Below are 675 nucleotides of genomic sequence, written 5' to 3'. Positions count from 1 at the left end.
TTCACGAACAATTCCGGCTTCAATGCGCAAGCGCGCTCCAACGCCGTCTCCATGGCACTGATGGTTCGCCGACTGAACTCACTAATGATCATAGCTCCCTCGCAGTTCTCGCCAAAGGCAATTTGCCTAATCTCGACGGCGCTCCTGACGCGAGCAGTCGCTCGTCTCAAGCAAATTCTGCTCGAAATGCTCTTTGCCGCAGACAGCCGCCGCAATGACCCTTGCTCACGACACGCGCTGATGAACTTAGAAATGTTAACGCGATTACCGAATCTATTTTCGCGCTTTCATCGCGAATGATACGACTATGCGCTCTGAAACGTGCGCCTGTCTCTGACAGTTCCGGTCGATCGGCGATCATGAGAACGCGACAGACCATTTCGCGATCGCAACCAGGCACTAAAATGTCAGGCTTGGCAGCGGCAGCAGTAAGACAGCGCCAGATGGCGACCGCGGTCGATTTGGCTGACGAGCACAGTTCGTACCCGGCCCCAGTTCTAGCCTAGATTCACTCAGATCGAGCAACAGCTGCCAGCGACTTCAAGACGCGTTCGGCCATATCTTGCCGGGCGTCTGCCGTTTTGAGCAGATCCTGGCAAATCTCCAGACAGAAATGGTCGAAGACGTTGTCGCGCTGGATGACGGCGTTGAATATGACAGGACACACCAGTCGGC

At 55.1% G+C, this 675-nt stretch carries 1 protein-coding gene; it reads left to right on the top strand.

All coding sequences use genetic code 11. The features are described 5' to 3' along the window. A partial coding sequence (locus BRAO375_RS38360) for a hypothetical protein (protein ID WP_210161268.1) occupies positions 1-300 on the top strand: 300 nt, incomplete at its 5' end. Positions 301-675 lie beyond the last annotated feature (375 nt).

The organism is Bradyrhizobium sp. ORS 375, assembly GCF_000239775.1.
Taxonomy (GTDB): Bacteria; Pseudomonadota; Alphaproteobacteria; order Rhizobiales; family Xanthobacteraceae; genus Bradyrhizobium.
Note: the sequence above shows the minus strand (reverse complement) of the source record. Positions and strands in the feature narration are given on the sequence as shown.